The sequence below is a fragment of the Microbacterium azadirachtae genome, from assembly GCF_025583665.1.
Taxonomy (GTDB): Bacteria; Actinomycetota; Actinomycetes; order Actinomycetales; family Microbacteriaceae; genus Microbacterium; species Microbacterium azadirachtae.
Map to the genome: position 1 here is coordinate 369,838 of NZ_CP099706.1, position 22,242 is coordinate 392,079.

Annotated in this window: 22 protein-coding genes; 7 read left to right on the plus strand and 15 right to left on the minus strand. The window is 71.5% G+C overall.

Annotated features, from left to right (window positions below):
* Positions 1–59: 59 nt before the first annotated feature.
* On the minus strand, positions 60–317 hold the full coding sequence (locus NFX31_RS01715; RefSeq protein WP_045249607.1) for a MoaD/ThiS family protein: 258 nt from the start codon (positions 315–317) through the stop codon (positions 60–62).
* A gap of 91 nt (positions 318–408) precedes the next feature.
* Between NFX31_RS01715 and NFX31_RS01720 the strand changes: the two genes are divergently transcribed.
* Both NFX31_RS01720 and NFX31_RS01725 read left to right on the plus strand, forming a co-directional pair.
* Positions 409–1,575, plus strand: coding sequence for a ThiF family adenylyltransferase (locus NFX31_RS01720; RefSeq protein ID WP_262956566.1), 1,167 nt, complete (start codon positions 409–411; stop codon positions 1,573–1,575).
* Positions 1,572–1,982: a molybdenum cofactor biosynthesis protein MoaE gene (locus NFX31_RS01725; RefSeq protein ID WP_045249609.1), complete on the plus strand. Its 411-nt coding sequence runs from the start codon at positions 1,572–1,574 to the stop codon at positions 1,980–1,982. Before NFX31_RS01720 ends, NFX31_RS01725 begins: the two co-directional genes overlap by 4 nt.
* Positions 1,983–2,006: 24 nt before the next feature.
* On the opposite strand, the gene moaA is transcribed toward NFX31_RS01725, so the two are convergent.
* From moaA to NFX31_RS01750, 5 genes are all read right to left on the minus strand, one after another.
* The gene (moaA, locus tag NFX31_RS01730; protein ID WP_045249610.1) at positions 2,007–3,059 is read right to left on the minus strand and encodes a GTP 3',8-cyclase MoaA; all 1,053 of its coding nucleotides are present in this window, start codon (positions 3,057–3,059) and stop codon (positions 2,007–2,009) included.
* Positions 3,060–3,197: 138 nt separating this feature from the next.
* The gene (locus tag NFX31_RS01735; RefSeq protein WP_262956568.1) at positions 3,198–4,304 is read right to left on the minus strand and encodes a sulfate/molybdate ABC transporter ATP-binding protein; all 1,107 of its coding nucleotides are present in this window, start codon (positions 4,302–4,304) and stop codon (positions 3,198–3,200) included.
* A complete protein-coding gene (locus NFX31_RS01740) occupies positions 4,301–5,167 on the minus strand; it encodes an ABC transporter permease (protein WP_262956570.1) in 867 nt (288 codons plus the stop codon). The genes NFX31_RS01735 and NFX31_RS01740 overlap by 4 nt, the downstream gene beginning before the upstream one ends.
* Positions 5,164–5,973 (minus strand): molybdate ABC transporter substrate-binding protein, encoded by an 810-nt coding sequence (modA, locus tag NFX31_RS01745; RefSeq protein WP_045249612.1) that lies wholly within the window; start codon positions 5,971–5,973, stop codon positions 5,164–5,166. The genes NFX31_RS01740 and modA overlap by 4 nt, the downstream gene beginning before the upstream one ends.
* A gap of 6 nt (positions 5,974–5,979) precedes the next feature.
* Positions 5,980–6,378, minus strand: a complete 399-nt coding sequence (locus NFX31_RS01750) for a TOBE domain-containing protein (protein WP_045249644.1) — start codon at positions 6,376–6,378, stop codon at positions 5,980–5,982.
* Positions 6,379–6,621: 243 nt separating this feature from the next.
* Between NFX31_RS01750 and NFX31_RS01755 the strand changes: the two genes are divergently transcribed.
* Positions 6,622–7,170 (plus strand): nucleoside deaminase, encoded by a 549-nt coding sequence (locus NFX31_RS01755; RefSeq protein ID WP_082072066.1) that lies wholly within the window; start codon positions 6,622–6,624, stop codon positions 7,168–7,170.
* A gap of 27 nt (positions 7,171–7,197) precedes the next feature.
* Entirely contained in the window at positions 7,198–8,736 is a 1,539-nt protein-coding gene (locus NFX31_RS01760) for an NCS2 family permease (RefSeq protein WP_091477591.1), read from the plus strand.
* Positions 8,737–8,881: 145 nt separating this feature from the next.
* Here NFX31_RS01760 and NFX31_RS01765 read toward each other — a convergent pair whose 3' ends face one another.
* Entirely contained in the window at positions 8,882–9,085 is a 204-nt protein-coding gene (locus NFX31_RS01765) for a cold-shock protein (protein ID WP_045249613.1), read from the minus strand.
* 291 nt (positions 9,086–9,376) lie between these two features.
* Here NFX31_RS01765 and NFX31_RS01770 point away from each other — a divergent pair, with 291 nt between their 5' ends.
* The gene (locus NFX31_RS01770) at positions 9,377–9,880 is read left to right on the plus strand and encodes a tetratricopeptide repeat protein (protein WP_091477589.1); all 504 of its coding nucleotides are present in this window, start codon (positions 9,377–9,379) and stop codon (positions 9,878–9,880) included.
* Between the two features lie 42 nt (positions 9,881–9,922).
* Here the strand turns inward: NFX31_RS01770 and NFX31_RS01775 are convergent, their stop codons facing one another.
* The 7 genes from NFX31_RS01775 to NFX31_RS01805 all read right to left on the minus strand — a co-directional run bounded on the left by NFX31_RS01775 (position 9,923) and on the right by NFX31_RS01805 (position 18,161).
* The gene (locus NFX31_RS01775) at positions 9,923–10,501 is read right to left on the minus strand and encodes a DapH/DapD/GlmU-related protein (protein WP_045249615.1); all 579 of its coding nucleotides are present in this window, start codon (positions 10,499–10,501) and stop codon (positions 9,923–9,925) included.
* Positions 10,498–11,328, minus strand: a complete 831-nt coding sequence (locus NFX31_RS01780) for a class I SAM-dependent methyltransferase (protein WP_262956574.1) — start codon at positions 11,326–11,328, stop codon at positions 10,498–10,500. The genes NFX31_RS01775 and NFX31_RS01780 overlap by 4 nt, the downstream gene beginning before the upstream one ends.
* 79 nt (positions 11,329–11,407) lie before the next feature.
* Positions 11,408–12,235, minus strand: a complete 828-nt coding sequence (gene xdhC, locus NFX31_RS01785; RefSeq protein ID WP_262956576.1) for a xanthine dehydrogenase accessory protein XdhC — start codon at positions 12,233–12,235, stop codon at positions 11,408–11,410.
* A 2-nt stretch (positions 12,236–12,237) separates the two neighbouring features.
* On the minus strand, positions 12,238–14,625 hold the full coding sequence (gene xdhB / locus NFX31_RS01790) for a xanthine dehydrogenase molybdopterin binding subunit (RefSeq protein ID WP_262956577.1): 2,388 nt from the start codon (positions 14,623–14,625) through the stop codon (positions 12,238–12,240).
* Entirely contained in the window at positions 14,622–16,133 is a 1,512-nt protein-coding gene (locus tag NFX31_RS01795; RefSeq protein WP_262956578.1) for a xanthine dehydrogenase small subunit, read from the minus strand. Before NFX31_RS01795 ends, xdhB begins: the two co-directional genes overlap by 4 nt.
* Positions 16,134–16,416: 283 nt before the next feature.
* Entirely contained in the window at positions 16,417–17,172 is a 756-nt protein-coding gene (locus tag NFX31_RS01800) for an IclR family transcriptional regulator (RefSeq protein WP_262956579.1), read from the minus strand.
* 86 nt (positions 17,173–17,258) lie between these two features.
* The gene (locus NFX31_RS01805; RefSeq protein WP_045249620.1) at positions 17,259–18,161 is read right to left on the minus strand and encodes an aldose 1-epimerase family protein; all 903 of its coding nucleotides are present in this window, start codon (positions 18,159–18,161) and stop codon (positions 17,259–17,261) included.
* A 369-nt stretch (positions 18,162–18,530) separates the two neighbouring features.
* Between NFX31_RS01805 and NFX31_RS01810 the strand changes: the two genes are divergently transcribed.
* Complete coding sequence (locus NFX31_RS01810) at positions 18,531–20,657, plus strand: DEAD/DEAH box helicase (RefSeq protein ID WP_262956580.1); 2,127 nt, start codon at positions 18,531–18,533, stop codon at positions 20,655–20,657.
* A 21-nt stretch (positions 20,658–20,678) separates the two neighbouring features.
* On the opposite strand, the gene NFX31_RS01815 is transcribed toward NFX31_RS01810, so the two are convergent.
* A complete protein-coding gene (locus NFX31_RS01815) occupies positions 20,679–21,158 on the minus strand; it encodes a GNAT family N-acetyltransferase (protein WP_262956582.1) in 480 nt (159 codons plus the stop codon).
* Between the two features lie 226 nt (positions 21,159–21,384).
* Between NFX31_RS01815 and NFX31_RS01820 the strand changes: the two genes are divergently transcribed.
* On the plus strand, positions 21,385–22,218 hold the full coding sequence (locus tag NFX31_RS01820; RefSeq protein ID WP_045249623.1) for an aggregation-promoting factor C-terminal-like domain-containing protein: 834 nt from the start codon (positions 21,385–21,387) through the stop codon (positions 22,216–22,218).
* Positions 22,219–22,242 lie beyond the last annotated feature (24 nt).

The window sequence follows — 22,242 nt, forward strand, 5'->3', positions numbered from 1 at the left end:
GCGGATCCCATCCCCCGAGCGAGCGTCCGAGGCGGCTCGGGGAATCGTGGCCTCGGGGTTCAGCCGCCCGCGAAGGGCGGCAGGATGTCGACGACGGCGCCGAGCGCGCGACCGTCGTCGCGGCTGACCTTTCCGTCGATGAGGAAGGATCCGGATCGCAGCACGGCCGCCATCGGCGCCCCGTAGCGCTCCAGGAGCTCCGCCCGCAGCGCGCCGACCGTCGGGGCGGGGCCGTCGCCGACCAGCGTCAGCTCCTCCTGGTCGCGTCCTGCGGCCTCGGCGGCCGCCGCGAAGTATCGCACGGTGATGGTGGCCATGTTCTCAATCTAGACCGTATTGCGGAAAACGGCATCCGCATCTTGGAAAAGCGGGGATCCCATCGCGGGATCCCCGCGTACACTCGATCCTATGATCGCGCTCGTCGAGCCGGGGCCGGAACTGCCGCCCGAACGCATCGCCCGCTACAGCCGCCAGCTCATGCTTCCCGGCTTCGGCGAGTCCGCGCAGCGCCGCCTCGCGGCCGCCCGCGTGCTCGTGATCGGCGCCGGAGGCCTCGGCAGCGCGCTCATCCCCGCGCTCGCCGGCAGCGGCGTGGGAACGATCGGCGTGATCGACGACGACGTCGTGGAGCTCTCCAACCTGCATCGCCAGCTCAGCCACGGCATGGCCGACATCGGCCGTTCCAAGGTCGGCTCGCTCGCCGACACGGTGCGCGACATCGATCCCGGCGTCCTGGTGCGCCCGTACCGCGAGCGCGCCACGTCAGAAACGCTGCCCGCGATCCTCGCGGAGTACGACCTCCTCGTCGACGGCAGCGACAACTTCCCCACTCGGTATCTCGCCGACGACGCCGCGCGTCTCGCCGGAAAGCCCCTGGTCTGGGGCTCGATCCTGCGCTTCCAGGGGCAGGTCGGCGTCGCGGTGCCCGAGGTCGGGTTCCGGGATCTCTTCCCCGTGCCGCCGGACCCGTCCGAGGTGCTCTCGTGCGAGCTCGGCGGGGTGCTCGCGAGCCTGTGCACCGCGATCGGATCCTTCATGGCCACCGAGGTCGTGAAGCTCCTCACCGGAATCGGGGATCCACTCGTCGGCCGGGTGCTGTTCTACGACGCGCTCACCGCGCGCACCCGCGAGATCGCCTACGAGCGCACCGACGACGCACCCGCCGTCACGGAGCTCATCGACTACGGGCTGTTCTGCGGCACCGGTGCCGCCTCCGATGAGGCGCTGAGCGTGTCGTCCGCCGAGCTGCTGCGCCGGCGACGGGAGGGCGACGTGCGCCTCCTCGACGTGCGTGAGCCGCACGAGACGCTCCTGCGCGGCATCCCCGGCGCCGCGTCGCTGCCCCTGGGGGCGCTCGAGGCCGGCGCGCCACTCCCGGAGGCGATCGGGGACGGGCCCGTCGTGGTGTTCTGCGAGAGGGATCCGCGCTCGCGGCGCGCGGTGCGCGTGCTGCGGGACCGCGGCATCGACGCGCGCTACCTCGCGGGCGGGATCAGGGCGTACGCCGCCGTGGGCGGCGGAACCGAAGGCGCGGGCGCCGCCGATGCGCCGACCCGGGAAGGGGAGTCGGAGTGAGCGAACGAGCGTTCATCAGCGATCAGCCGCTGGATGAGGCGGTCATCCGCGCCGCCGTCGGAGACGCCGCGCACGGCGCGACCGTGATGTTCTGCGGCATCGTGCGCGACCACGACGGCGGTCAGGCGGTGAGCGCCCTCGACTACCGCGCGCATCCGGACGCCCAGCGCTTCCTGGAGGAGATCGTCGACCGCGTGACCGCCGAGACGGGCCTGCGGGTCGCGGCGGCGCACCGCATCGGCGACCTGCGGATCGGGGATGTCGCGCTGTTCGCCGCCGCTTCCGCCGGGCACCGCAAGGAGGCGTTCGACGCATGCGAGCACCTGGTCGAGGAGATCAAGCGCGGGGTGCCGATCTGGAAGCGCCAGCACTACGCCGACGGCGTCTCGGAGTGGGTCGGCCTCTGACCCGGTCCCGGTCCGCGGGACGTCTCAGCCGCCGATGTAGCTCATCTCGATGCGGTGGCGGTCGGCGCGCAGCTCCGGCGTGAGGCTCGAACGGATCTCGGAGTACCGGTCGTCACGGACGCCCCAGATCCGCGCCAGCGTCGCCGTGAGCTCATCGTCGTCGGCGCCCCCGCGCAGCAGGGCGCGCAGGTCGTGGCCCTCGGTCGCGAACAGGCACGTGAACAGGCGTCCCTCGGTCGACAGCCGGGCGCGGTTGCAGGTGCCGCAGAACGCGTTCGTCACGGAGGAGATCACGCCGATCTCGCCGGATCCGTCGGCGTAGCGCCACCGCTTCGCGGTCTCGCCGGGCGCGGACGGTGCCACCTGCTCGAGCGGGAAGCGGGCGGCGATGGTCGCGACGATCTCGGCCGACGGGACGACCTCGTCGAGACTCCAGCCGTTCGTCGCACCGACGTCCATGTACTCGATGAACCGCAGCACGTGGCCGGTGCCGCGGAAGTGCTCCGCGAGGCTCAGGATCTCGCCGTCGTTGAGCCCGCGCTTGACCACCGTGTTGAGCTTCACCGGCATGCCCGCGGCCTGGGCGGCGTCGATGCCCTGCAGCACCCGGGCGACGGGGAACTCCACGTCGTTCATACGACGGAACAGCTGATCGTCGAGCGAGTCGATCGACACCGTGACGCGGTCGACGCCCGCGGCCTTGAGCGCTTCGGCTTTGACGGCGAGCGCGGATCCGTTGGTGGTCAGGGCGATCTCGGGCTTGGATCCTCCGAGCGTGCGCAGGGCGGCGAGGCGTGAGACGAGCTCCTCGATGCCGCGGCGCAGCAGCGGCTCGCCGCCGGTGAGGCGGAGTTTGCGGACGCCGTTCGCGAGCGCGGCGCGGGCGATCCGCTCGATCTCCTCGAACGTGAGCAGTTCATGCCGTTCGAGGAATGCATAGTCGCGGCCGAACACCTCGCGCGGCATGCAGTACACGCAGCGGAAGTTGCAGCGGTCGGTCACGGAGATCCGCAGATCGCGCAGCGGGCGGTCGCGGGTGTCGAGGACGCCGGTCGACGGCAGCTTCAGGGGTGACATCGGTCGGCCTCCTTTCGAGGGGCAACCGTAGCACCGGAGCGGCAGTGCGGGATCCGAACGGCCGCCGGTTCGGTCCGGCGGACAACGCGCGTGGTCCCGTGCGAGGCGCGTTCGCTCAGGAACCGGCGGGGCGCTCGCTCAGATACCGGCGCGGACCGAGACGTCGGCCTCGTCGACGCGGAACGCCAGGCGCTGCCCCGGATGCAGGCCGAGGGTGACGGCGTGCGTCGACGGGCAGTCCACCGCGATCGTCGGATGCTCGGCGGTGCGCAGCCGTATCCCGCCGGGGATCGGTTCCAGCTCCGTGACCCGACCGTCCCAGCGGTTCGGGACGGATCCGGCCCCGTCCGCCGGCGTCGTATCCACGCGCACCGACCCCGGCGCGAACACGACGCTTCCCGCCGCCCCCGCGCCCAGGGCGTCGCCGTTCCCGCGCAGCGCGAGACCGTCCGGCGTCCGCACCGCTCCGTCGCCCGCGCCGACCGCCGCGAGACGGTTCACCCCGGCGAGGGCGGCGACGAAGTCGGAGCGCGGATGGCCGATCACCTCGGCGGTGCGCGCCGACTGCTCCACCGCCCCGTCGTGCATCACGAGCGTGCGCTCGGCCAGGATCAGCGCATCCATCGGGTCGTGCGTGACGAGCACGATCGGCATCGCCCGCCCGCCGGCTCCCGCCGTGTGCGCCTGCGCGGCGATGAGGCGCCGGGCCTGTGCGGCGGAGGGGGCGTCGAGGGCGGCGAACGGCTCGTCCAGCAACAGGGCGTCGGGCTCGGAGGCCAGCGCACGGGCGATCGCGGCCCGCTGCTGCTGTCCGCCCGAGAGCTCGGCGGGCCTCCGGGATGCGAGTCCGCCGAGACCCACCTCCTCGAGCCGCTGCTCGGCACGGCGCCGCGCCTCGCCGCGGGCGACGCCCTGCGCGCGCGGCCCGAACGCCACGTTCTCGCGCACCGACAGGTGCGGGAACAGGAGGGGGCGCTGCCCGAGCAGGGCGATGCGGCGGCGCGACGGCGGCACGTGCACCCGTCGCGCCGTCGCGTCGTCGTTCCGCGAGCCGGCCGGCGCATCGAGCACGCGGCCGGCCACCTCAACGGTCCCCGAGGCGGGCAGGATCCCGGCGATCGCGTCGAGCAGGGTGGACTTGCCGGATCCGTTGGGCCCGATCACGGCCAGGATCTCGCCCGGATGCGCCTCGAACGCGGCGGAGAGCGCGAAGCCGCCGCGCCGCGCCCGCAGGTCGACCCTCATCGCACGGCCCCCGGACGCCATCCGCGCACCAGCACCAGGGCGGCGACGGCGACGAGGATCAGCATGAGCGAGAGCGCGATCGCCGTGTCCTCCTCGACGCCGGCGCCGTTGAACGCGGTGTAGATCGCGAGCGGCATGGTGCGGGTGACACCGGCGGAGTTGCCGGCGAACAGCGCCGTCGCGCCGAACTCTCCCAGTGCGCGTGCGAAGCACAGCACGGTGCCCGCGACGAGGCCTGGAGCGGCGAGGGGCAGCGTCACCCGGCGGAAGACCGTGAACCGGCCGGCACCGAGACCCGCGGCCACGTGCTCGTGCTCGGTGCCGATCGCGCGCAGCGCTCCCTCGATCGAGATCACCAGGAACGGCAGCGCCACGAACGCCTGCGCGATCACCACCGCCGTGGTGGTGAACGGGATCTGGATCCCGGCGATCGCCAGCGTCGCGCCGAGCAGGCCGTTGCGGCCGAGCAGTGCGAGCAGGGCGATCCCGCCGACCAGGGGCGGCAGCACCAGGGGCAGCGTGGTCACCGTGCGCAGCACGGCCGCGAGTCCTGCGGGGCTGCGGGCGATCACGACCGCGAGGGGGATCCCGAGGAGTGCGCAGAGCGCGGTGGCGATCGTCGCGGTGACGAGCGACAGCCCGAGGGCCTGCAGGGCCGCCGGCGAAGTGACCGCAGCGGGCACGGTCGCCCAGTCCAGCCGCACCAGGAGCGCGACGAACGGCAGGACCAGCAGGAGCACGGCGATCAGGGCCGGCACCAGCAGCCAGGCGGGCAGGCGCTCGCCGCGCGGGGACAGGGCGGCGCCGCGCGCGGTCGGCCGCTCCGGCGCCGTGCGCGGTCCGCTCCGGCCCGCCGTACTCATTCCCCGCCGAATCCGAGCCCGGTGAGGATCCGCCGGCCCTTGTCCGACAGCACGAACGCCTGGAACGCGGCGGCCGCTTCGGGGTTCTTCGACGCCTTCAGCACCGTGATGGGGTACTTGTTCACGGCCTTCTCGGCACCGGCGATGGCGACGCCGGTCACGGCGGATCCCGCCGCCTTGACGTCGGTCGTGTAGACCAGGCCCGCGTCGGCCTCGCCGGCCTTGACCTTGGCGAGCACGGCGCTCACGTTCTGCTCCTCGCTGACCGGCGTGACCGTGGCGCCGGCGGCGTCGAGCAGCGTCTTGGCCGCGTTGCCGCACGGCACGGCCGGGGCGCACAGCACCACCTTGAGGCCGGGGTCGGCGAGGGAGGCCAGATCCTTCACCTTCCGCGGGTTGCCGGGGGCGACGGCGATCTGCAGCACGTTCGTCGTGAAGACCGGCGCCGGCCCGGCCAGCCCTGCCTGGGCGACCTTGTCCATGTTCTTCTGGTCGGCCGAGGCGAAGACGTCGACCGGGGCGCCCTCGATGATCTGCGTCGCGAGGGTCGAGGATCCGTCGTAGGTGATCGGGTTGACGTGCACCTTCGGGTTCTCGGCCTCGAACTCGGCGGTGATCTGGTCGAACGCCTTGCTCAGCGACGCCGCGGCGAAGACGGTGAGCTCCCCGCTGGCCGCCGACGCAGAGCCGGTGGGGGTCGGTGTGGGAGTCGACGCGGGTGCGGCGGGAGAGCACGCGGCCAGGGCGAGCGTCGCGGCGAGAGCGGTGGCGGCGAGCGCCGCCAGGCGGAGTCGGGTGCGGGTCATTCGAGATCAGGCCCTCTCGGCTTCGATGATCATCATGGTGGCCTTGGTGACGGCGACGGCCTTGCTGCCGACTTCGAGCCCGAGCTCCGCGGCTCCTTCGGCGCTCATCAGCGACACGATGCGGTGCGGACCGCTCTGCAGCTCGATCTGCGCCATCAGCCCTTCCACGCGCACGGCGGTGACGAGCCCGACGAAGCGGTTGCGCGCGCTGCGCACCAGGTCGTCGCCGGGATCGGGTTCGCTTGCGAGCGCCTGGGCGCGCTCGGCGAGCTCCGCACCGGGCACGACCTGGTGCCCGGTGGCGTCGGTGGACAGGCTGAGGATCCCGTCGGCCGCCCAGCGACGCACGGTGTCGTCGCTGACTCCCAACAGGCTGGCGGCCTCGCGGATCCGAAAATGCGTCATGAAGATGACCATAGCGCCGCAGATGCGGCGAGGCAATCGCGATTACCGCAATGTGGAATCGGGATTTCGAAAAGTGGTGGACGGGTGGCGGGAACGCTGTTACTGTCGAGCCAGCCCGACGCCGCATCCACGGCCGAAGGCGGGATGACAACCTAGCGGTTCGACGTACTTATCTCGAGGAAGGGCCCGACGAGGGGCCCGACCGGAAGCCGTATCACTGCGACGACAGCAAGGAAGCTCTCCATGAACAGCACCCGTGTGCCTTCGGACAGCAGTGCGCCTTCGGACAGCAGCGTGCCCTCGGCCGCCGCGGCGACCACGCCGGCCGAGTACCTCGCTCAGGCGGTCGCCCTCGCCACGGACAACGTCCGAAACGCCGGAGGTCCGTTCGGCGCCATCATCGTCTCGGCCGACGGCCGGGTCTTCGAGGGCGTCAACCGGGTCACCGCGAATCTCGACCCCTCGGCGCACGCCGAGGTGACCGCGATCCGCAACGCGTGCCAGCAGCTCGGCACGTTCGACCTCTCCGGCGCCACCCTCTACACGAGCTGCGAGCCCTGCCCGATGTGCCTGGCCACGTCGCTCTGGGCGCGCATCGACCGCGTCTACTTCGCGGCGAACCGCGACGACGCGGCCGACGCAGGCTTCGACGACGCGGTGTTCTACCGCTACTTCGAGGGCGGGCCCGAGGACCGGGTGATCATGCCCGTGAGTGACATCGCGCTTCCTCCCGAGGAACGCGTCGCGCCCTTCACCGAGTGGAGCCTCACCACCACCCGTATCGAGTACTGACCGAACCGACCGATCCAGGAGCAGACAATGACGTCCCACACTCCCTCCCCCGACACCGAGGGCATGCCCGCCGTCTCCGGCGGCGACGTGTTCTCCCGCAGCACGGAAGACCTCCCGCCGCTGAAGACCGGCGCCAGCGCCACCGTCGATGCAGAACCGGCGAACGCCTTCGACCGCTTCTTCGAGATCACCCGCCGAGGCTCGACCGTCGGCCGGGAGATCCGCGGCGGCATCGTGACCTTCGTCACCATGGCCTACATCGTGATCCTCAACCCGCTGATCCTCGGCGGGACGAAGGATGTGGTCGGCCATGCGCTGCAGGCCGCGCAGATCGGCGCCGCGACCGGCCTCACCGCCGGCGTGATGACGATCCTCTTCGGCGTCGTCGCGCGCCTGCCGTTCGCGATCGCGGCGGGCCTCGGCATCAACTCCTTCCTCGCCGTCTCGGTGGTCGGCCAGGTCACCTGGCAGGAGGCCATGGGCCTCGTGGTCATCAACGGCGTGCTGATCGTGCTGTTCGGGGCCACGGGGATCCGGACCGCGATCTTCAAGGCCGTCCCGCAGGCGCTCAAGGCGGCGATCACGGTCGGCATCGGCCTCTTCATCGCCTTCATCGGGTTCGTCGATTCCGGCTTCGTCAACCGCACCCCGGCAGGGCCCCCGGTCCAGCTCGGCAACGGCGGATCGCTCACCTCGGTGCCCACGCTGATCTTCCTGCTGGGCGTCGTCGTCATCGCGATCCTCGTGGCGCGCAAGGTGCCCGGCGGTATCCTGATCGGCATCGTGGCCACGACCGTCGTCGCGCTCATCGCGCAGGCGGTGCTGAACCTCGGGCCCTCGTTCAAGGATCCCAACGGCTGGCACATGACGATCCCGCAGCTGCCCAGCACGTGGATCACCGTGCCCGACTTCGGGCTGATCGGCCAGTTCGACCTGTTCGGCGCCTTCGGCCGCATCGGCGCGCTGTCCGCCACGATGCTCGTCTTCACCCTGGTGTTCTCGAATTTCTTCGACGCCATGGGCACCATGACCGGCCTCGCCAAGAACGCGGGCCTGGCCTACAAGGACGGCACGTTCCCGCGGCTGCGCTCGGCATTCGTCGTCGAGGGCTTCGGCGCCGTCGCCGGCGGCGTGACCTCGACCTCGTCGAACACGGTCTACGTCGACAGCGCCTCCGGCATCGGCGAGGGCGCCCGCACGGGTCTCGCGTCGCTCGTGGTCGGTGCGCTGTTCCTGCTCTCGATGTTCGTCACACCGCTCACGCTGGTCGTGCCGATCGAGGTCGGATCCGCGGCGCTGGTGGTCGTCGGCGCCATGATGATGGCCCAGATCCGCGAGATCAGGTTCGACAAGTTCGCGGTCGCGCTGCCCGCGTTCCTCACCATCGTGACCATGCCGCTGACCTACTCGATCGCGAATGGCATCGGCGTCGGCTTCATCTCCTGGGCGCTCGTCAACGCGCTGTCGGGACGCGCGCGCAAGGTGCACTGGCTCATGTGGGTCGTCGCGGCAGGGTTCGCCCTGTACTTTGTCCGCGGGCCGGTGGAGCAGCTGCTCGGCCACTGAGCCCCCCCAGCCCCGAGCGTCGCCGCGGGAGGGGCCTGGGGGAATTCCGGGTCAGGATCCACGGCGTCACACAGCCGGGGACGCCCGCGGGCGCGAGAACGGCGCCCCGACAAGGATCGTCGGGGCGCCGTTTCGTGCAGCTCGCTCAGACGAGCTGGATGTTCGCCGCCTGCATGCCCTTCGGGCCGCGCTCAGCGTCGAAAGAGACCTTCTGGTTCTCTTCGAGGTTGCGGTAGCCGTCGCCGGTGATCGCGCTGAAGTGCGCGAAGACGTCGGCGGTCCCGTCGTCGGGGGAGATGAAGCCGAAGCCCTTCTCGGAGTTGAACCATTTGACGATGCCCGTGGCCATGACGTCATTCCTTCGTTGTCTGGGACCAGCGAGTGATCCGCGAGTGCGCGGCAAACCTGCCGCGACGTGGGGGGGAGATCGGGATTCGATCGGCGAAGCGCATCACAATGGCTGATGCGACCAGAGCCACTGAACTGAATACCCGCCCGGCGCGCAGCCGGGGCCAGAAGATGGTCCGGAGATCACTCCGGCAGAAACCACAACTTCAATAACCTGAACCCGAGCCTACACGAGATCCGATCCTCTCCGGACAGCGGTGCATCCCGGCTAGCGTGGCACGAGGAGGAACCCATGAGCACCGACCCCGAACTGCACGCCCGGCTGGACGAGATCTTCGCCGCGCGGGATCGCGCACGGATGGCGCCGACGATCGCCGCGTTCCTCGACGTGCTCGCCGAGCATCCCGACGATCCGGCCGTGCTCTACGAGGTGGGCGGCGCGTACGACACCGACGGTCAGGAGGAGACGGCGCTCGGCTACTACCGGCGGGCGATGGCGGCGGGACTGGAGGGGCGCCGGCTGCGGCAGTGCTTCCTGCAGCTCGGCAGCACCCTGCGCAATCTCGGCCGTCTCGACGAGAGCCTCGCCGCGTTCGACGAGGGCATCGCGCTGTTCCCCGAGTCGGAGTCGCTCGGCCTCTTCCGCGCCCTCACGCTGCACGCGATGGGGCGGCCGAGCGCTGCGCTCGGAGCCGTGCTCACCGTGATCGCCGACCGGTTCCCGACCGCGGAGGTGCGGCGCTACGAGGCGGCGCTCCGCGGCAACGCGGCCTACCTCGCGTCTCTCGACGACTGAGCTCCTCGGCGCCGGTGCGGCGACGTCACCGGCGGCACCCGTTCACCACGCCCGGACCACGGCCGCCTTGGGGCCGGCCACGAGGGAGCGCGCGGGAACATCGTCGGCCACGACCGAGCCCGCCGCGACGACCGCGTCCCGGCCGATCGTGACGCCCGGCAGGATCGTCGCACCCGCACCGATCCAGACGTTGTCCTCGACGAGGATCGGCGCCCCGGAGAGGTACTGCCGCCGCTCCTCGGGATCGACGGGGTGCCCCACCGTGATGAACGTCGCCTTCGGCCCGACCATCACGCCGTCGCCGAGCCGGATCCCGGCGAAGTCGAGGAAGGTGCATCCCTGGTTGATGAAGACGCGCTCGCCCAGCTCGAGGCGCAGGCCGTGGTCGGTGTAGAAGGGCGGGTAGACGGTGAGACGCGGTGGAAGGGGGCGCCCGAGGATCTCCGCGAGCACTGCCGCGCGGCCCTCCTCGTCGTCGAACGGCAGCAGGTTGAGACGCGAGGTCAGCGCGCTCACCGCGAGCACGCGCTCGCTCATCGCGCGGAACTCGGCGCCCAGCACGCGCTCGCCGGCCGCCAGGAGCTCGGGGTCGTGGATCGGCAGGAAGCGGTTGCGCGTCATCCCTCCAGTATGCGAACCGCGGCGGACGACCGGGACTCCTCCTCGTCGGTGCCGAGCCGTCGTCCGCTGATGCTCATCGCGCAGCCGAAGAAGTATCGCCGCACCTCGACCTCCAGGCCCGGTTCGGCGCGGAACGCCGCGACGGCGCGAGAACCGTCGCCGAACCCGGCGAGGTAGCGATGCAGCATGCGGTACTCGGTCGGGTCCGAGAGCAGGAGCAGCCCGGCGAGGGGCACGATCCAGCGCAGGTAGGAGCGGTAGGCCACGCGCAGCGGGCCGCAGGCGGGCTCTGTCACGTCGACGAAGGCGAAGGATCCGCGCGGGCGAAGGGTGCGCGCGACCTCGGCGGCCAGGCGCTCCAGCTGCCGGGCGTCGAACGTCTTGAGACCGTATGCGCTGACCACGACGTCGACCGAGCCGCTCGGTGTCGTCTGCTCCAGGGCGTCCTCCTGGCGCAGCCGCACCCGCCCGGCGAAACGGCCGAGATTGCGCCGCTGCGCCTGCGCGAGCATCTCGTCGGAGAAGTCGAGCGCCGTGATCTGCGCCTGCGGGAGCCGTCGCTCGATGGTGGCCCAGGTCTCGCCGCGGCCGCTCATGAGGTCGAGCACCCGGCGGGGGGAGCCCGTCGCCGGCACGAGGCGCAGCAGTCGGTGGCGCCACAGCACCGAGAAGCCGAGCGACAGCATCACGTTCATCCGGTCGTAGGAGCGTGCCATGCGGTCGAAGAGGTGGCGCACGCCGGCCGGGTCGTAGAGCGGGTCGGGCGTGCACGGCACGTCGTCGGAGGCGGGGAGGGCGACGGCGGAGGCTGCCGGGATCGTGGGCATGGGACGACCCTATCGGTAGAACTGAACATGTTCAATAATCAGAGTCGGCGAATCACCGGCAACGGCGACGCCAGGCGGCCTACTCGACCGCGGCGGCCTCGTCGATGAGCTGCAGGATCCGGGCGGCGACGCTCACGGCGATCACCGCGGGCTGCTTGCCGGAGACCTCGGGGATCCCGATCGGCGTGGTCACCCGGGCGAGGTCCGCGTCCGTCTGCCCCAGCTCGTGGAGCTTCGTGCGGAACCGCGCCCACTTCGAAGAGGATCCGATGAGGCCGACGGATGCGAGTCCCGGACGGCGCAGGGCCTGGTCGACGATCGCGAGGTCCTCGACGTGATCGTGCGTCATGACGAGCACGTGCGCACCGGGGGCGAGATCCGCGAGCGCGGTCTCGGGGACCGGCGCGTGCACGACGCGCACTCGGGCGACCGCGTCGCCGAGCGGACCGTGCTCGCCGGGTGCGCCGATCCGCTCCTCGGCCAGCATCTCGTCGCGCGAGTCCACGAGCACGAGATCGAGCTCGTGGCGGGCGAGGATGCGGGCGAGCTCGAGGCCGACGTGGCCGAGGCCGAACACGGCGACGGTCGGGGTGACCCGGATCGGCTCCAGCAGCATCGTGACCTCTCCTCCGCAGCACTGCACGCCGTACTCGGTGACGGCCTTGTCGCTGAGCGTGAGCGCGAGCAGCTCCGGCTCCGCGGTGCCGTCGGCGAGCATCCGCCGCGCCTGCTCGATCGCCGTCTGCTCGAGGTTGCCTCCCCCGACCGTGCCGTGCACGGCGTCGGGGGAGACCACCATCTTGGCGCCGCCGTTGCGCGGCGCATGCCCGCGCACCGTCGCCAGGGTGACGATCACCGCGGGGATCCGCCGCGACCGCAGATCCTGCAGCGCGTCGAGCCAGTGCATCGTCAGTCGCCGGCCGCGCCGACGAGCGTGCGCCCGTCGGCGTGATCGACCGCGGCCGCCGCCGCCTCCTCCTGTGCGCGGCGCACGGCCCAGAACACGGCCTCCGGCGTCGCCGGCGAGCCGAGGTCGACGGAGTGTCCGGCCGGCCCGAACGCCGCGACGGCGTCGCGCAGGGCCTCGCGGGCGCTGAACGCGAGCATGAACGGCGGCTCGCCCACGGCCTTGGATCCGTAGACCGCGCCCTCCTCGCGCGCGTTCTCGAACAGCCGCACGTGGAACTCCTCCGGCATCTCGGAGAAGCTCGGCAGCTTGTACGTCGACGCCGACTGGGTCTGCAGCCGGCCCCGGTGCGGACCGTCGCCGGTGTCCCAGCGCAGCTCCTCGAGGGTCAGCCAGCCCACGCCCTGCACGTATGCGCCCTCGATCTGGCCGATGTCGAGCATCGGCGAGAGGGAGTCGCCCACGTCGTGGATGATGTCGACGCGGCGCACGCGGTAGGCGCCGGTGAACTCGTCCACCTCGACCTCGGTGGCGGCGGCACCGTACGCGAAGTACTTGAAGGGGGAGCCCTGCATGATCTCCGGGTTCCAGTGCAGGCCCTCGGTGCGGTAGTAGCCCGCGGCGAACAGCTGCACGCGCTGGAAGTACGCGGCCTTGACGACCTCGTTCCACGAGACGCGGTTCACCGGGGCGCCGAGCGCGGTCACGAAGCCGCCGCCGAAGCGCACGTCGCGCTCGTCGACGCCCAGCATGCGACCGGCCACCTTGGCGAGCCGATCGCGGATCTGCTCGCACGCGTTCTTCACGGCGCCGCCGTTGAGGTCGGCGCCGGACGACGCGGCGGTCGCCGAGGTGTTGGGCACCTTGTCGGTGCGGGTCGGGGCGAGCCGCACCCGGTGCAGCTCCACGCCGAGCGCGGTCGCGGCGACCTGCAGCATCTTCGTGTGCAGGCCCTGGCCCATCTCGGTGCCGCCGTGGTTGACCAGGATCGAGCCGTCCTTGTAGACGTGCACGAGCGCGCCCGCCTGGTTGAAGGCCGCGAAGTTGAACGAGATCCCGAACTTGATGGGCGTCATCGACAGGGCCCGCTTCACATGGGGGCTGGTCTCGTTGAACCGCGCGATCCCCTCGCGCCGGGCGGGCACGTCCGCCTCGTCCGAGAGCTGGCCCCAGATCGTCTCCAGGCGGCCGGCGTCCTTCACGAGCTGGCCGTAGGGGGTCGTCTGACCCGGCTGGTAGAAGTTGCGCCGGCGCAGCTCGAGCGGATCGATCCCGAGCGTCGGGGCGACCCGGCCCAGGATGTCCTCGATCAGGAAGACGCCCTGCGGGCCGCCGAACCCGCGGTACGCGGTGTTCGAGGTCTTGTTCGTCTTCACGATCTGCCCGTACGCGTGCACGTTCGGAATCCAGTAGGAGTTGTCGAGGTGGCAGAGCGCCCGGCCCAGCACCGGCTCCGACAGGTCGATCGACCATCCTCCGTCGCAGGTCAGGGTGGCGTCGAGCGCCTGCAGCAGGCCGTCCTCGTCGAAGCCGACCTTCCACGCGATGTGGAACGGGTGCCGCTTGCCGGTCATCGTGATGTCCTGCGTGCGGTTCAGGCGCAGCCGCACCGGACGCCCGGTGAGCTTGGCGCCGAGGGCCGCGATCGCCGCGAAGCCGTGCGGCTGCATCTCCTTGCCGCCGAACCCGCCGCCCATGCGCAGGCACTGCACCGTGACCTCGTGCGCGGGGATCCCGAGCACGTGCGAGACCAGATCCTGGGTCTCGGTGGGGTGCTGGGTGGAGCACTGGATGAAGTACTGCCCCTCGGAGTCGCGCACCGCGAACGACGCGTGGGTCTCCAGGTAGAAGTGCTCCTGGCCGCCGAACTCCGTCACGCCCTCGAACACGTGGGCGGATCCGGCCAGGCCCGCGGCGGCGTCGCCGCGCTGCACGGTGCGCGGGGTGCCCTGGAACGACTGGGCGTCGAGCGCGTCCTGGACGGTGATGAGGGAGGGCAGCGGCTCGTACTCGACGGCGACGCGCTCGGCGCCGAGGCGCGCGGCCTCCTGCGTCTCGCCGAGAACCCACACCAGGGCGTGGCCGTAGAACATCGCCTCGCTCGGGAACAGAGGCTCGTCGTTGCGGATCCCGGCGTCGTTGAGACCCGGCACGTCGTCGGCGGTGAGCACGCGCACGACGCCGGGCACCTCGTAGGCACCGGACACGTCGATCGTGACCTTCGCGTGCGCGTTGGTGGACTGCACCGGCCACGCGGTCAGCACGCCGTGCGTCTGCTCCGCGATGTCGTCGGTGTACATCGCCGCTCCTGTCACATGCAGGGCGGCGCTCTCGTGCGCGGCCCGCAGGCCGACGACGGGGTTCTCCGGGCGGTCGGCGAGGGTGCTCATGCCGACACCTCCTTCGATGCGAGAGCGGTCTGGCTGTAGAGCTTGAGCAGTGCGGTGTTGAGCATGAGTGAGCGGTACTCGCTGCTCGCGCGGTGGTCGGACATCGGGGTGCCCTCACTGCGGAGGATCTCGGCCGCGGCCTTCACCGTTGCGATGTTCCAGGGCTTGCCGATCAGCGCGTCCTCGGTGGCGCGGGCGCGCAGCGGGGTGGCGGCGACGCCGCCGAGACCGATGGTCGCACCGGTGACGACGCCGCCGTCGATGTCGAGCGCGAACGCGACGGCGACGCTGGAGATGTCGTCGAAGCGGCGCTTGGCGATCTTGTGGAAGGCGGTCGTCGTGGACAGCGGCAGCGGGATCCGGATGGCCTTGATGAGCTCGTCGGGGTGCTTGACGGTCTGCCGGTAGCCGGTGAAGTACTCGGCGAGGTCGACCTCGCGCAGGACGACGCCCGAGGCGTCCTCGGACAGTGAGGCGAGCACGACGCTCGCGCGCAGGGCGAGCAGGGCCGGCGGGGTGTCGCCGATCGGAGAACCGGTGCCGAGATTGCCGCCGAACGTGCCGCGATTGCGGATGAGGCGCGAGGCGAACTGCGGGAAGAGCTGCGCGAGCAGGGGGATCCGTCCGTCCAGGCGCTTCTCGACTTCGGACAGGGGGAGGGCGGCGCCGATCTCGACGAAGCCCTCGGCGCCGGAAGCGATCCCGTCTTCGATCGTCAGGGTGCGCAGCTCCGGGAGCTGTTCGATCGCGACGACGAGGGGTGCGCGGCGGCCGCGGATGTTGACCTCGACGCCCCAGTCGGTGGATCCGGCGACGAGCAGGGCGTCCTTCTCGTCGTGCAGGATCCGCAGCGCGTCGGCGAGCGTGGCGGGACGCACGAAGCGGGCGCCGTCGACCTCGGCATCCGTGGCCACGGGTCGCGGAGCGGGCTGTGCCAGCCGCTGCTGCAGCGGATCGCCGGCCTCGGGCGAGCCGAGCGCGTAGGCGGCGTCGCGGATCGGGCGGTACCCCGTGCAGCGGCACAGGTTGCCGCTCAGCGCGTGCAGGTCGAAGCCGTTCGGTCCGTGCTCGGCATCGCGGACCGGGCAGGACGCGTCGTCGGCGCCTTCGGCGGCCGCGGGCGTGCGATCGGCCCGGTAGTACTCGCCGGCCATGCTGCACGCGAAGCCAGGGGTGCAGTAGCCGCACTGGGATCCGCCCGCCTCCGCGAGCTTCGCCTGCACGGGGTGCAGGTCGTCGGGGGAGCCGAGGCCCTCGGCCGTGACGACCTCCTGGCCGTCGAGGGCGTAGACCGGCACGAGGCAGGCGTTGACCGGCGTCCACGCGGTCCCGCCGTCGGGGGTCGGGGTGGCGAGCAGCATCGCGCAGGCGCCGCACTCGCCCTCGGCGCAGCCCTCCTTGCTTCCGGAGAGCCCGTTGTCCCGCAGCCAGTCCAGGGCGGTCGCGTGCGCCGGGGTTCCGGCGAGCGGACGCTGCTCTCCGTTGACGGTGACGGCGATGTCGGTCATGGCGAATCTCCTCGATTCCGGCGACAGTGTGCGATGCGGCGCAGGCCGTGCCTCTGTGAGACGGAGCCTAGGCCCGAGGGCCTCCGCGTGGGGTCTTTCTCCTGTTGAGAGGAGCGCAACGCTGTGTGGTCAGGCGTCGTCGCCTTGGCCTTACCGCCAGTAGATTCGCGCTGTTTCCGATATACGGAATCCGTGTTCCGAAAACATCGTCAGCCTACGACGACGGGCCGGATCCGTCAAGACGCGGTCCGATCGCGGGTGCCGACCCCCGCGCGGAGGCGCGTCAGTACGCGTTCGTCGCGGCGGAGATGTCCGCCACGACCTCGCGCAGCATGGGGATCGCCTGCTCCGCGAAGTCCTCGCCCACGCGGGACATGGGACCGGAGACGGAGACGGCGGTGAGCACCGGCATGTTCGGCACGGCCATCGCGAAGCAGCGGACGCCCACCTCGTGCTCGCCGTCGTCCACCGCATAGCCGCGCTCGCGGCTCACGGCCAGATCCGCGAGGAGCTCGTCGATGGTGCTCAGGGAGCGCTCCGTCGAGTGCGGCATGCCGGCGCGGCCGATGATCTCGCGCACCTGGTCGTCGCTCAGCTGGGCGAGGATCGCCTTGCCGACGCTCGTGGAGTGCAGCGCCGCACGGCCGCCGACCTCGGTGAACATCCGCATCGCATGCGGAGACGGCGCCTGCGAGACGTACACGACGTTGTCGCCGTCGATCGTCGCGAGGTTCGCGGTCTCGCCGAGGCGTTGCACGAGCGACTTGAGCTGCGGCATCGCCAGCTGTCCGAACTGGCGATTGGCGACCTCGCCGAGGCGCACGAGCTTGGGACCGAGGGCGTACCGGCGGTTGGCCAGCTGGCGCGCGTACCCCTGGGAGACGAGCGTGCGCAGCAGACGGTGGATCGTGGGCAGGGGCAGCCCGGCCGAGGCCGCGAGCTGGCTGATCGTGGCGTCGCCGCCCGCGTCGGCGATGAGCTCGAGCAGATCGAAGACGCGCGAGACCGACTTCACGCCGGTCGAGCCCTCAGCGGCCATGCGGATCCTCTCGCCGTGGGTTTCCGGCGCGGGTTATCCGCATGCCGGAAAGGTGATTTCCCGACGAGAGTATCCCATCGGTCCGCTCAGCCGGCGAAGGTCACGCCCCACTCGACTGACCACGTGTCGGCCGGTGCGAGCCGGCGCAGTCCGCGGCCCGAGTTGAACGCCTCCGCCGGAGCCGACATCGGCTCGAGCGCGACCACGAGCTCCTGACCGGGGAAGCCCGTGCTGGTGTAGGCCTGGAGGAAGTCGAGGCCCTCGCCCTGCCAGAGCGTCACCGTGCGGCCGTCCGGCGCGGTGAGGGTGCTGCGCACGAGGCCGTCGTGGTCGCGGCGCAGCGTCGCGAAGCCGGTGTCGAGCTGCAGGTCGCCGAGGCGGCGCGGAGTGCGCAGATCGGTGCCGCCGGACACCGGCGACTCCCCGATCGGAAGCAGGCGGTCGTCGGTCTCGAAGAACGTCTCGGCAGGGAGCTGCAGCAGCAGCGCCCGCGGATCCGCACCCGAGATCGTGAGGAACGGGTGCGTGCCGAGGGCCACCGGGGCGGGGGCCTCGGAGCGGTTGGTGATCGTGTGCTCGACCGAGACGCCGTCCGGGGTGAGCGTGTAGCGCACGCTCGTCTCCAGGAGGTAGGGGTAGCCGATCTGCGGTACGACGTCGGCGCGCAGCAGCACCGTGGTGTCGCTGCGCTCGGCGATCTCGTAAGCCGTGTAGCGGAGGAGCCCGTGGATCGCGTTGCGCAGCTTCGGCTCGGTGATCGCGAGCGCCCGCGTCTCGTCGCCGTCGATCCAGACGCCGTCGCGGATCCGGTTCGGCCACGGCACGAGTACGACGCCGGCGCAGGATGGGGCGGGCCGGTCGTCGGGATAGGGCGGCACGACCGTGGTCCCGTCGACGACGAGGTGGCGCAGCGACGCGCCGACCTGGGAGATCTGCGCGCGCACTCCGCCCGCGTCGAGGTGGATCTGGACGCCGGTCGGAGTGGTCATGTCGCCATCGTAGAGCGGCGAGGGGGCGGGATGGGGCCGCGGGGCGTCCTGCATATCGGCGCACGCGACCGAGGGGGACGTGCATGCGCGTGACGCGGACAGGGGGATTCCCAGCCGGATCCGATAGAATCGCGTGTCGGCTTCGGGCGACCGCGGCCTCGGGATCCCCGATGGTGCGCGGCTGTGTGCGAATGTGTGTGAGCCTCTCGTGAGGGGCGGCCCAGGGCCGATGGTGAGCTCGGCGGACGTCGCCGGGCGCGACATCCATCACCTGAATGGCCCCCGGCCGACGACTGCCCGGGTTTCCCCGCGCCCCACGAGGGCGATGGGGCGCTGTTCTCGTGCGAGAACCAGACAAGGACCAACCCCGTGCCCAAGAACCACAAGCCCAAGGGCGGACGCCCCTCGGCCAACTTCGAGCCGCGCTACGCGAAGAAGACCTCCTTCCACGATCGCCACCGCCAGGGCCGCCCGGTCCGCGACGCCGAGACCGGCCGCGGCGCCGAGCGCGACGCCCGCGGCTACGACCGCGACGCCCGCCCAGCGCGCGACGACCGTCGCGCCGACGCCCGCCCCGGCAGCCGTTCCCCCGGCCATCGCGGCTACCGCGCGGAGCCGGCCGCCGGCGAGCGGGCGCCCAAGCAGCGCTGGTCGGCGCAGGAGCGCGCAGGTCGCGACGAGTCGCGCGCGATCCGCAACCGCGCGGAGTCGGGACGTGTCGACGCCCCGCACCGCCGCGACGACCGTCCGCGTTTCGACCGGGACGACCGTGCCCGCCGGGATGACCGTCCGCGTTTCGACCGGGACGACCGTCCGCGTCGGGATGACCGTCCGCGCTTCGAGAGCACCGAGCGGCCCCGCTTCGACCGGGACGACCGTGCGCGTCGGGACGACCGTCCGCGTCGTGACGATCGTTCGGACCGTCCCCGTTTCGACCGGGACGACCGTGCGCGTCGTGACGATCGTTCGGACCGTCCCCGTTTCGACCGGGACGACCGTGCGCGTCGTGACGATCGTTCGGACCGTCCACGCTTCGAGCGCACCGAGCGGCCCCGTTTCGACCGGGACGACCGTGCCCGCCGGGACGACCGTCCGCGCCGTGACGACCGTTCGGACCGTCCGCGGTTCGACCGGGACGACCGCGCCCGCCGTGACGACCGTCGCGCCCCGCGCCCGGCTCGGGACGACTGGAACCGCGGCACCGACCGCGCCCCGAAGCACGATGCGATCGAAGACGTGGTGCACGAGCGCCTCGCCGCGCAGAGCGTGCAGGCCGCCGAGGTCGCGGGCGTGACCTTCGGCGACCTCGGACTCGGATCCAACATCGTCGAGATCCTGAGCAACATGGGGGCGGAGACGCCGTTCCCGATCCAGGCCGCGTCGGTGCCCGCCGTCCTCGAGGGCCGCGACGTGCTCGCCCGCGGGCGCACCGGATCCGGCAAGACCATCGCCTTCGGCGCCCCGCTCGTGGAGAGCATCCTGCAGTCGCAGAAGGGCAAGAAGCGCGAGTTCGGCCGCTCTCCGCGTGCGATCGTGCTCGCCCCGACCCGCGAGCTCGCGCTGCAGATCGACCGCACGATCCAGCCGATCGCGCGCAGCGTCGGCCTGTTCACCACCCAGATCTACGGCGGCGTCCCGCAGGCGCGCCAGGTCGGTGCGCTCAAGAAGGGCGTCGACATCGTGATCGGCACCCCGGGGCGCATCGAGGATCTGATCAACCAGGGCAAGCTCGACCTCTCCGACGTACGGATCGCCGTGCTCGACGAGGCCGACCACATGTGCGAGCTCGGCTTCGTGGAGCCGGTGCAGCGGATCCTGCGCCACACCGGCACGGCGCTGCCCGGTGGCGCGTCCAGCCAGAAGCTGCTGTTCTCGGCGACGCTGGATCGCGAGGTCGCCGCGCTCGTCGACGAGTTCCTGGTGGATCCGGCTGTGTTCGAGGTCGCGGGCGAGACCCAGGACTCCGGCACGATCGAGCACCGCGTGCTCGTGATCGAGCACCGTGACAAGGCCGAGATCCTGGCGTCGCTGGTGGATCGCGACGGGCGCACGCTCGTGTTCTCGCGCACGCGCGCCTTCGCGGAGCAGCTCGCCGAGCAGTTCGAGGACGCCGGGATCCCCGCGGTCTCGCTGCACGGCGACCTGAATCAGGCCAAGCGCACGCGCAACCTGCAGAAGCTCACCTCGGGCCGGGTCAACGTGCTCGTCGCGACCGACGTCGCCGCGCGCGGCATCCATGTCGACGACATCGACCTGGTCGTGCAGGCCGACGCCCCGGACGAGTACAAGACCTACCTGCACCGGGCCGGTCGCACCGGTCGCGCGGGGAACGCCGGTCGTGTCGTGACCCTGATCACCCGTCAGCGCCGCCGCCGCATGAGCGAGCTGCTGGACCGCGCGGAGATCGACGCGCCCTTCGAGGAGGCGCGCGTCGGCGACGACCTCCTCGAGGAGATCGCGGGACGCGTGCCGACCGCGGCAGACCTCACCTCCTGAGTCCGGCCCCGCGGCGGGGTCTCAGAGTGTCAGCGCCCAGTCGTTGACCACGAGCTCCCCGCCGCGGAACGGGAACCGCCGGGTCTCGCGCAGCGTGAACCCGGCGCGCGCGCAGAGCGCGTTCGAGGGCGCGTTGTCGACCGAGGGATAGGCATGGATCTCGTCGTGCCGTCCGTCGGCGCGTACGACCGCGAGCAGCTCCCGCACGGCCAGGGCCGCGAAGCCGTGGCCCTGATGCGCGGGAAGGACGCTCCAACCCGTCTCCCAGACGACGTCGCCGGTCTCCTCGTGGACCTCCCAGTAGCCGATCGAGCCGACGGCGTCGGATCCGTCGACGATCACGAGCATCCGCCCCGGCAGATCGTCGTTCAGATAGCGCTGGTGTCGACGATCGAGCTCGTCCGTGCTCTCCGCTGCGACGAGATGGGCGGTCATCGCGGGCGTGTTGAAGGCGTCGAGCAGCGGACGGTCCTCGTCGCGCCACGGGCGCAGTGTCACCATGCCGCCACGGTAGCCGGGGGTGCGGACACGGTGATCGGTGTGCGCGCGTCCCTGGCGGGGCGAGACGTGATCCTGGGAATCGGGCAAAAAATTCTGGTGCATCCCGGCGAAACTCGGGAACCTCCCAGACTGAGTGATGCAGGATCGTTACCTTGTGCGCCCGACCCGAGGGCGTTCACGTCACCACCCGAGTGACGCCGAGGACTTCAAGGATCGTTACTTCGTCATGTCGAGAAACCCGTTCTTCCGCTCTGCCCGCCGCAAGACCCTCACCATCGTCGGCGCCACCGCCGTGCTCGGCGCCCTCGCCGTCGGCGGGGCCGTGCTCATCGCGCCGGCCGTCGCCTCGGCCGCTCCGGCCGCCGCCCCGGTCGACGATGTGACCTCGTACAACCAGCGCGTGCAGGTGCGCGCCGCCCTCGACACGGCCAAGACGGCGATCGCCGATGCCACCGCGGTCAATGCCGACGTCAAGTCCTCCGGGCTCGACCTCGGACAGGCGCGCAAGCTCGTCGACGTGACCGGCCTGCAGTCGGCGCACGAGGTGCTGTCGGATGCGGCGTCGGACAAGGGCGCGGTGAACACCACGCTCGCCGTCGTCGTCACCGACTACTCGGAGAAGATCGAGTCGCAGGTAGCCGAGGTGCGCACCAACCTGAACAACGCGGTCGCCCAGAAGCAGGCGGCCGATGCGGCCGCCGCCCAGGCCGCCGCTGCCGCGCAGGCCGCTGCCGAGGCGCAGGCTGCCGCGAACACCCCCGACGGCGCCCGCGCCGCCGCGCAGCAGATCATGGCGAGCGAGTACGGCTGGGGCGACGACCAGTTCCAGTGCCTGAACTCGCTGTGGAACAAGGAGTCGGGCTGGGACTACCAGGCGTACAACCCGTCCGGCGCGACCGGGATCCCGCAGGCGCTGCCGGGCGGCAAGATGGCGAGCGCCGGCGATGACTGGGAGACGAACGCCGTCACCCAGGTGCGCTGGGGTCTCGGCTACATCTCCAGCGTCTACGGGACCCCCTGCTCGGCCTGGGGTCACTCGCAGGCCACGAACTGGTACTGAGCCCCGCAGCGGCATCGACCGCGG

Coding starts and splice junctions, on each gene's coding strand:
- NFX31_RS01715 (WP_045249607.1), bottom strand. CDS start 317: ATGGCCACCATCACCGTGCGATACTTCGCGGCGGCCGCCGAGGCCGCA.
- NFX31_RS01720 (WP_262956566.1), top strand. CDS start 409: ATGATCGCGCTCGTCGAGCCGGGGCCGGAACTGCCGCCCGAACGCATC.
- moaA (WP_045249610.1), bottom strand. CDS start 3,059: ATGTCACCCCTGAAGCTGCCGTCGACCGGCGTCCTCGACACCCGCGAC.
- NFX31_RS01735 (WP_262956568.1), bottom strand. CDS start 4,304: ATGAGGGTCGACCTGCGGGCGCGGCGCGGCGGCTTCGCGCTCTCCGCC.
- NFX31_RS01740 (WP_262956570.1), bottom strand. CDS start 5,167: ATGAGTACGGCGGGCCGGAGCGGACCGCGCACGGCGCCGGAGCGGCCG.
- modA (WP_045249612.1), bottom strand. CDS start 5,973: ATGACCCGCACCCGACTCCGCCTGGCGGCGCTCGCCGCCACCGCTCTC.
- NFX31_RS01750 (WP_045249644.1), bottom strand. CDS start 6,378: ATGACGCATTTTCGGATCCGCGAGGCCGCCAGCCTGTTGGGAGTCAGC.
- NFX31_RS01755 (WP_082072066.1), top strand. CDS start 6,622: ATGAACAGCACCCGTGTGCCTTCGGACAGCAGTGCGCCTTCGGACAGC.
- NFX31_RS01760 (WP_091477591.1), top strand. CDS start 7,198: ATGACGTCCCACACTCCCTCCCCCGACACCGAGGGCATGCCCGCCGTC.
- NFX31_RS01765 (WP_045249613.1), bottom strand. CDS start 9,085: ATGGCCACGGGCATCGTCAAATGGTTCAACTCCGAGAAGGGCTTCGGC.
- NFX31_RS01770 (WP_091477589.1), top strand. CDS start 9,377: ATGAGCACCGACCCCGAACTGCACGCCCGGCTGGACGAGATCTTCGCC.
- NFX31_RS01775 (WP_045249615.1), bottom strand. CDS start 10,501: ATGACGCGCAACCGCTTCCTGCCGATCCACGACCCCGAGCTCCTGGCG.
- NFX31_RS01780 (WP_262956574.1), bottom strand. CDS start 11,328: ATGCCCACGATCCCGGCAGCCTCCGCCGTCGCCCTCCCCGCCTCCGAC.
- xdhC (WP_262956576.1), bottom strand. CDS start 12,235: ATGCACTGGCTCGACGCGCTGCAGGATCTGCGGTCGCGGCGGATCCCC.
- xdhB (WP_262956577.1), bottom strand. CDS start 14,625: ATGAGCACCCTCGCCGACCGCCCGGAGAACCCCGTCGTCGGCCTGCGG.
- NFX31_RS01795 (WP_262956578.1), bottom strand. CDS start 16,133: ATGACCGACATCGCCGTCACCGTCAACGGAGAGCAGCGTCCGCTCGCC.
- NFX31_RS01800 (WP_262956579.1), bottom strand. CDS start 17,172: ATGGCCGCTGAGGGCTCGACCGGCGTGAAGTCGGTCTCGCGCGTCTTC.
- NFX31_RS01805 (WP_045249620.1), bottom strand. CDS start 18,161: ATGACCACTCCGACCGGCGTCCAGATCCACCTCGACGCGGGCGGAGTG.
- NFX31_RS01815 (WP_262956582.1), bottom strand. CDS start 21,158: ATGGTGACACTGCGCCCGTGGCGCGACGAGGACCGTCCGCTGCTCGAC.
- NFX31_RS01820 (WP_045249623.1), top strand. CDS start 21,385: ATGTCGAGAAACCCGTTCTTCCGCTCTGCCCGCCGCAAGACCCTCACC.